This window comes from uncultured Planktosalinus sp. (assembly GCF_963973675.1).
Lineage (GTDB): Bacteria > Bacteroidota > Bacteroidia > Flavobacteriales > Flavobacteriaceae > Planktosalinus.
In genome coordinates, this window is the sequence record NZ_CAXBAN010000112.1 from 1 (window position 1) to 7,462 (window position 7,462).

7 protein-coding genes, 1 tRNA gene and 1 pseudogene are annotated in these 7,462 nt (G+C 36.7%); 5 read left to right on the forward strand and 4 right to left on the reverse strand.

All coding sequences use genetic code 11. The features are described 5' to 3' along the window. The 3 genes from AACY61_RS06035 to ribB form a co-directional block, all read left to right on the forward strand. Positions 1 to 228, forward strand: a 228-nt coding sequence (locus tag AACY61_RS06035; protein ID WP_339610684.1) for an outer-membrane lipoprotein carrier protein LolA, incomplete at its 5' end; no start/stop codon positions are given. Positions 229 to 233: 5 nt separating this feature from the next. Next, the gene (locus tag AACY61_RS06040) at positions 234 to 1,676 is read left to right on the forward strand and encodes an LptF/LptG family permease (protein WP_339610685.1); all 1,443 of its coding nucleotides are present in this window, start codon (positions 234 to 236) and stop codon (positions 1,674 to 1,676) included. Between the two features lie 50 nt (positions 1,677 to 1,726). Continuing rightward, positions 1,727 to 2,863, forward strand: a complete 1,137-nt coding sequence (gene ribB, locus AACY61_RS06045) for a 3,4-dihydroxy-2-butanone-4-phosphate synthase (protein ID WP_339610686.1) — start codon at positions 1,727 to 1,729, stop codon at positions 2,861 to 2,863. Here ribB and AACY61_RS06050 read toward each other — a convergent pair. Together AACY61_RS06050 and AACY61_RS06055 are read right to left on the reverse strand one after the other, a co-directional pair. After that, a complete protein-coding gene (locus tag AACY61_RS06050; protein ID WP_339610687.1) occupies positions 2,860 to 4,053 on the reverse strand; it encodes a DegT/DnrJ/EryC1/StrS family aminotransferase in 1,194 nt (397 codons plus the stop codon). The two genes, ribB and AACY61_RS06050, sit on opposite strands and share 4 nt — an antisense overlap. Before the next feature lie 18 nt (positions 4,054 to 4,071). Beyond that, positions 4,072 to 4,710 (reverse strand): NAD(P)H-dependent oxidoreductase, encoded by a 639-nt coding sequence (locus AACY61_RS06055; protein ID WP_339610688.1) that lies wholly within the window; start codon positions 4,708 to 4,710, stop codon positions 4,072 to 4,074. Positions 4,711 to 4,854: 144 nt separating this feature from the next. On the opposite strand from AACY61_RS06055, the gene AACY61_RS06060 reads away from it, so the two are divergent. After that, positions 4,855 to 4,939: transfer RNA gene (locus AACY61_RS06060), tRNA-Ser, on the forward strand. A 204-nt stretch (positions 4,940 to 5,143) separates the two neighbouring features. Here AACY61_RS06060 and AACY61_RS06065 read toward each other — a convergent pair. Then, positions 5,144 to 6,184 (reverse strand): endonuclease, encoded by a 1,041-nt coding sequence (locus tag AACY61_RS06065; RefSeq protein WP_339610689.1) that lies wholly within the window; start codon positions 6,182 to 6,184, stop codon positions 5,144 to 5,146. Between the two features lie 91 nt (positions 6,185 to 6,275). Beyond that, positions 6,276 to 7,121, reverse strand: a complete 846-nt coding sequence (locus AACY61_RS06070) for a DUF2911 domain-containing protein (RefSeq protein ID WP_339610690.1) — start codon at positions 7,119 to 7,121, stop codon at positions 6,276 to 6,278. A gap of 158 nt (positions 7,122 to 7,279) precedes the next feature. Between AACY61_RS06070 and AACY61_RS06075 the strand changes: the two are divergent. Beyond that, a pseudogene (locus tag AACY61_RS06075) lies at positions 7,280 to 7,462 on the forward strand (cell division inhibitor); the annotation flags it as partial.

Consider the following 7,462-nt stretch of genomic DNA (forward strand, 5'->3'; position numbering starts at 1 on the left):
CAATACATCCTTTTAAAACCTATCAAAAGTAACTCAGAGATTAAAGACATACTTTTAGGCATTGATTCACAAACAAAACACATTTACAAACTAATTCAACGACAGGATAACGGTACTGAAATTACAATCACAATAAATTCGTTCAAAACCAATCAGCCCCTGCCGAACTCATTATTTACCTTTGATTCTCAAAAATACAAAAACTACTACATCAATAAACTGGACTAAGGGCCTTGAAAATACTGGATAGATACATACTTGTTTCCTATTTAAAAACCTTCATCAGTGTTTTCTTTATACTGATGTTTATTTTTGTACTGCAAACCATTTGGCTTTACATTTCAGAACTGGCAGGAAAAGACCTTGACCTAGATATCATCTTTAGGTTTTTGCTATATTTTTCACCAAAACTAATTCCGCTGGTTTTACCTTTAACAATCCTGGTGGCTTCCATCATGGTTTTCGGAAACTTTGCCGAAAAATATGAGTTTGCAGCTATGAAATCAACAGGAATATCACTGCAAAGAGCCATGAGAAGTTTAATGGTTTTTATTTTAATTCTAAGCGGGACCGCTTTTTATTTCGCAAATAATGTAATCCCTTGGTCTGAATATAAATCTTTAAACCTGAGAAGAAACATCGCCCAACTAAAACCAGCCGTTGCCATCGCAGAAGGTCAGTTTAGTGAAGTAGGAGACATCACCATAAAAGTAGCTAAAAAAAGTGGCGATCGCGGACAGTTTCTTGATGATATTATCATTCATAAGAAAAACCCAAACCGTGCCGGAAACTATACGGTAATCAAAGCTAATGAAGGCGAATTGACCAGCGAAGAAGGCTCAAATACACTTTCATTGATTTTAAAAGATGGCAATTATTATGATGAAATCGTTTCCAAAAACCCTCAAAAATCAAACGATAAACCATTTGCCAAAAGCTACTTCGATGTTTATACCATCAATATTGATTTAAGTGAAATCAACAACATTGACCTTGATGAAGAACAGGAGCTTTCCAATGAAAAAATGTATCGAATAAGTGAGTTAAATAAAGAGATTGATTCCCTTTCGGAAAAATTTAATCAGGATGTGAAAAAATTCCCTGAGGATATCAAGGTAAGAAGTGGAATCACAACCATTACAAGTAACTTTAAACCAGAAACAAGTGATTTGAGACCGGTTGAAAACATTATGGACGTTTACAATGATGTTGAGCAAAGACAAATTCTGGAACTGGCAATCTCAAATGTAAATGGTGCTGTACAAACTATCAATGCCAAAAAAATTGATTTTCAAAATAAACAAAAAAGGCTTAATAAGTATGAAATTGCTTTGCACGATAAGTATGTAATTGCCTTTGGATGTATTATTTTGTTTTTTGTGGGAGCACCACTGGGAGCAATCATTAGAAAAGGAGGAATGGGATTACCCATGGTAGTGGCAATCACAATCTTTTTGACTTATCACTTTTTGGGAATTTTTGCAAAAAACAGTGCCGAAAACGGAAAGCTACTTCCTTTTGTTGGTTCCTGGTTGTCTACTCTAATCATGCTCCCCTTAGGAATCTGGCTAACCTACAGAGCTACTACTGATCAGGGAATTTTTGATATCAGTTCAATTACAGATCCTATCAATCGGTTCTTTAAGAAACTTTTTAAAATTAAGAGCCAAAAATAATTACTTTATATACCTTTGCAACTCGTCTATCAGTAATAAATTCTACACACGTGAATAAAACTGCAATCAAGCTAAATTCCATAGAGGAAGCCATTGAAGACATCAAAAAAGGAAAAGTAATTATTGTGGTTGATGACCAGGATCGTGAAAACGAAGGCGACTTTCTGGCAGCTGCAGAAAAGGTCACCCCGGAAATGATTAACTTTATGGCTACTCATGGTCGCGGACTCATTTGTGCTCCCATCACTGAATCGCGCTGCAAAGAGCTTGATTTAAATATGATGGTGGGTGTCAATACAGACCCACTGGAAACAGCTTTTACCATTTCAGTAGATTTAAAAGGCAACGGTGTTACCACGGGAATATCCGCGGCAGATAGAGCCAAAACTATTCTTTCACTTATTAATGAAAATATCAAACCCAGGGATTTAAACAGACCGGGTCATATTTTTCCTCTCAAAGCTAAAGAAGGAGGAGTTTTAAGACGTACGGGGCATACTGAAGCAGCCATCGATTTTGCACGCCTTGCCGGTTTACAACCTGCCGGGGTGATTGTAGAAATAATGAACGAAGACGGTACTATGGCCAGGCTACCACAACTTCATAAAATAGCACAAAAATTTGATTTAAGACTCGTTTCAATTGAAGACCTGGTAGCTTACAGAATGCAACACGACTCTCTGATAGAAAAAAAGGAGGATTTTGAAATCTTAACAAACTTTGGAGCCTTTCGCCTTAGAGCCTATAAACAAACAACTAACGATCAGATTCACCTGGCATTAAGTAAAGGGTCATGGAAATCAAATGAACCTGTGTTGGTAAGAGTTAACTCCACATTGGTCAACTATGACATTTTAAGCACCCTTACCAACAACACGGACAAAAAACTAGATGATATGTTTAAGGTACTTAACAATGAAGAAAAAGGTGCCATCGTCTTCATCAATCAGCAAAGCCAGTCATTAAACATTTTAAATCGCCTAAGCGAATTGAGAAAACTACAAACCAAAGACACTGTGGCCAAAGCACCACAAATCAAAATGGACTCGAAAGATTTTGGCATAGGTGCCCAAATACTACACGATCTAGGGATTCATAAAATCAAATTAATGTCAAACACCAGGCAAACCAAACGTGTTGGAATGATTGGTTACGGACTTGAGATTACTGAATACGTCAATTATTAAAGAACCGATTGAATTGCTTTTACCATTGCTTCAGCTCGCTTTTTTACTTGTTCATCTGTCCAGCTTAACTTAACTAATGATGAAATCGTTCTACCCATAATGGCGTCACTCTGTGAGAAATTAGTTGTATTCAAATTCTGCATTTGTAAACAAATTTCTTCCGGCAGTTTGCCTAAAGATGTTAGATCCTTCAAATGCTCCCATCCATTGATGTAATGCCAGTTGTTTTTAAACCAGTAAAAACACGCATCAACCCCTTGTTCGCTCAAAGCCTTATGGGCTTTTTCAGCGATGTCTTGATTGGGTAAAAAGAAACTGATGAAAGAATAGTTTTCAACACCACTTTCAGGAACCTTCCTGAAAGTGATCTCCTTAATTTTTGATAAAGCTTCCCGTATAAGGGTGTAGTTGCGTTTTTGGATTTCAAGGAAATTATCAAGTTTTCGCAATTGCGCAATACCCACAGCTGCATTGAGCTCAGAAATCCTAAAGTTATACCCCAAATGAGGGTGGGTTTCTGCCCCTCTGTCTGTGCCAAAATGATCGTGGCCATGATCCTGAAATTGATTGGCCTGTGCTGCAAATTTAGTATTGTTGGTAATGACAGCTCCTCCCTCACCGCAGGTAATTGTTTTTACATAATCAAATGAAAAGCACCCCAAATCACCATAAGAGCCTAACGGTTTTCCCTCATAGCTTCCACCAATTGCCTGACAGGCATCTTCTATCAATAAAAGTTGGTGTTGATTACAAATAGTTTTTAATGCTCTTAAATTAGCCATAGAGCCACACATATGTACAGGCATTACACATTTTGTTCTGGGCGTAATTGCTTTTATAACAGCTTTTGGATCAAGAGTTAAAGTATCGTCAATATCAACTAAAACCGGAACTGCACCCAACATCATAATAGATTCAAAACTTGCAACAAATGTAAAGTTTGGCATAATTACCTCATCACCTGCTCCCACTCCTGCAGCAGCAAGCGATACTGTAAGTGCTGCAGTACCACTTGAAACCAGCTGGCAATGGGCTGAACCCATACGGTTAGCAAATGCAGTTTCAAATTCTTTGGCTTTCCAATGGCCGTTGCGTATGCCGTCAAATCCGTATCGCATTAAGACACCACTTTCTAGAACATCATTAACTTCTTTTCGTTCTTCATTTCCAAATAGTTCAAATCCGGGCATAGTTATTTTTATTGGTTACTATTTTATTTCAATGATAATCTCCTCAACAGGTTTTCTTACTTTCTTAAAGTCAGAAAAAAAATCATCTTCTGAACGATAGCCTACAGGCATTATGAGTACTGAACGGAGACCTTGTTCTGTTAAGTTTAAATGCCGGTCATAATCTTCAGGACTAAAGCCTTCTATGGGGCAGGCATCTATTTTTTCTACGGCACACACTGTGAGCAAATTACCCATTGCTAGATATGCTTGATTTTTAGACCAGTGAAACACTTCTTCGTCACGTTTTTGATTGAACTCATCAATTAAAATATCTCTAAAAGGAGCGAGTATTGTACTTGAAGTACCCCTGGTTTTTTCAACCATTTCAAAATAACGTGAAACATAATCGGCATCAATTTCTATAACTACACAAAAAACCAGCAAGTGAGACGCCTCTTGCACTTGCTTTTGATGCATGGAGAATTCAATGAGTTCTTTTTTTATCGTAGGATTTTCAATAACCATAAGTTTAATGGGTTGTAAACCATAGGATGTAGCTGTAAGATTAAAAGCGTTTTTAAGGATTTCAATCTTTTCTTTAGGTACTATTTTACCGGCATCAAACTTTTTCGTTGCATATCGCCATTGCAAGTCATTAATAATTGAAGAAGTCATAGTTTTCATTTGGAACAAAAATAACAATCACATTAAAGAAAAGTGGTTATTAAAATAAAAAAAAATAAAAATAAAATCTTTTTAAAAATACTATCAAAAAAGCTTTAGTAAACAAAAAAAGGATTTTATATTTGCAACCGCTTAGGAGAAATGGCAGAGCGGTCGAATGCGGCAGTCTTGAAAACTGTTGAGGGTCACACCTCCGGGGGTTCGAATCCCTCTTTCTCCGCAAACTTTAAATGCTTCACATTTATCTTGTGGAGCATTTTTTATGTTCTGAAAACCAAAAGGAAGTTTGGGTGTTTGGAGATTATATAAGTGTTTAGGGACAAAACATCGGCTTATTTGAAAATCCTAATGGATTACCGCTACTTGCTGAACCTAAACATACTGGGTGTTGAAAAAAAACAATAAAAATTGGAGTTATACAAAACTAACGTTTCAGTACTTTAAATGTCTGTTGATTTGAAACACTCTGTAAAGAAATAAAATACATACCTGAAGCCAAATCTTCCAGACAAACTTGATTGTTATCTATTTGTGCAGTAACTTGTGTTCCTGTCACAGTATAAATTGACAGCAGTTGATCTTGCTCAACATAGTTGTGAATAGTTACACAATCTCTGGTCACTGTAGGATAAATAAAAGTAGTAAGTTCTTCTTGTATATTGATATCTAAAACATTCCAGGTATCCTCTGCTTCAGGACCGTTCCATAATCTAGTAGCAATATATGGGTTGTCTATAAATGGGTTTCTATTTCCCTGAGCTGCTGCAACGATGTTGTTACGGGTAATCTCAAATTCAGAAACAGGATCTTCAGAATTCCACTCAAGAAAAATATCTGGCATATCGCCAAAATCTGAATAAGAAGTTGCTCCTATTCCAACAGCAGTTGCCTGGCATTGACTTGGGTATCTTACATACATATACATCATCATCCTAGCTACATCACCTTTCCATTCGTCACCAGGATAAAAGTTACCGTTGGATGTAATTGTGGCATTGCCTGAACCGTCTTCAAATACTTTATTTCCTCTGGAACTATTCATCTGACTGTCAGCCGGTCGTAAACTATGAGCATCAGCTCCTGCAAACTCAGTGCCTAAATTTGGTGTGCCAAGTGATTTTGGAAACACATGTTCCCTGTTCCATAAACCGATACAACCCGAAGTGTGACAAGATAGATTTACATCTCTACTTCTGTCATTTTGCAATTTAGAATCAGTATCATTGTAACCATAAATAAGCAACACCGTATCTTCGTCTTCCGGATTTAAATCTGATTGTTTTAAAACATCCCAAACCCCAGGCGTATATTCCAAGTCTACAATATGGGTTTGATCAATGAGAAGTGTGAGTTGATCTTTTAAGTCATCGCCTGAAAGACTGAAATCTACAGTGCTATAGTATTCAGGAATCTGTGAAAAAAAAATAAATGGGAATAATAATAACGTAAATGTAATGTTGCGCATTCCGGGGATATTTGGGGACAAACAAATGTAAGAAAATAAAACAAAAACTCCTGATTTTCATCAGGAGTTTACTGTTATTACTTTTTAAGAGTTAATTAGCCCCCCATTCTTTAAGAGAGTCTTGATTCATTTTTACATAATCGGCATTTCCTGCTTTTTGAGCAGCTGCCAACGATTTTTGTGCGGCTGCAATGGCTCCTTTTTTATCTCCTGCCTTTGCATAAATCAATGATTTTTGACGCAATTGCCAAAAGGGCGGATTATCATTACCAGCCATTGCTTTATCTATCCAGGCCTTAGCTTTAGACATGTCTTTTCCTTCATCATAGTAATAGACTGCTGCTGCATAATAGTCTCCGGCAGAAGGTCCTCCCATTGCTCGCTCAATGCTTGCCATAACTTGCTGGTCAGTTGGAACTGTAAAATTCACAGGGACCATTACTTTATCCCAGAACATAAAAAGTGTTGCTCCTGCATTTGAAAGATTCCCTATTTCAATGGTAAATGTTTCCCTTGCCATGGTTGTGGTAATAGGTGTTACCGAAAAACGGGCAGCCACTTTACTATCATCCAGTTCTCTTGGCGCCCCATTTCCTTGATGTTCAGTATATAAAATGACATCCCATTTAGTTGCTCCCGGAATCGTAAAAATCGCATAAGTACCTTTTGAAAGATCCTTACCATTGATAGTAATATCATTGTTGAAAGAAATCTTGGTGCGGGCATTAGCTCCTGTACGCCATAATTTATCATAGGGTACTAAGTCCCCAAAAATAGTTCTTCCTTTCATACTGGGCCTAGAGTATTCAATTGTAACTTCAGTTAAGCCCACCATTTGTTCCATTTTTGAGAACGGACTTGCAGCTGGGGTGTTTACCTGTGCATAAGATAGAAATCCAGCAAACAACACGGTTATTAAAAGTGTAATCTTTTTCATTTTGATTGGTTTTTTATGTGTTAATAATGCCACCAATATACTTATTTATCCATCTCTTTTGTGTTAATAAAACCCTAAATAGAATCACTATTGTTTAACTAATATTTACAATTTCTAAACAAATATAATACTACTTTTGTATTTCGAATCAATTCAATATGAAAGTATATACACTTCACAGCAAACAAAATTTACCTATTTCAATAACCACTGCTTGGGACTTTTTGTCAAGTCCTGGGAATTTAAAAATCATCACACCAGATTATATGGGGTTTAACATACTATCTGGTGCAGACCGACCGATGTTTCCAGGGCAAATTATTCAATATATAGTAACCCCT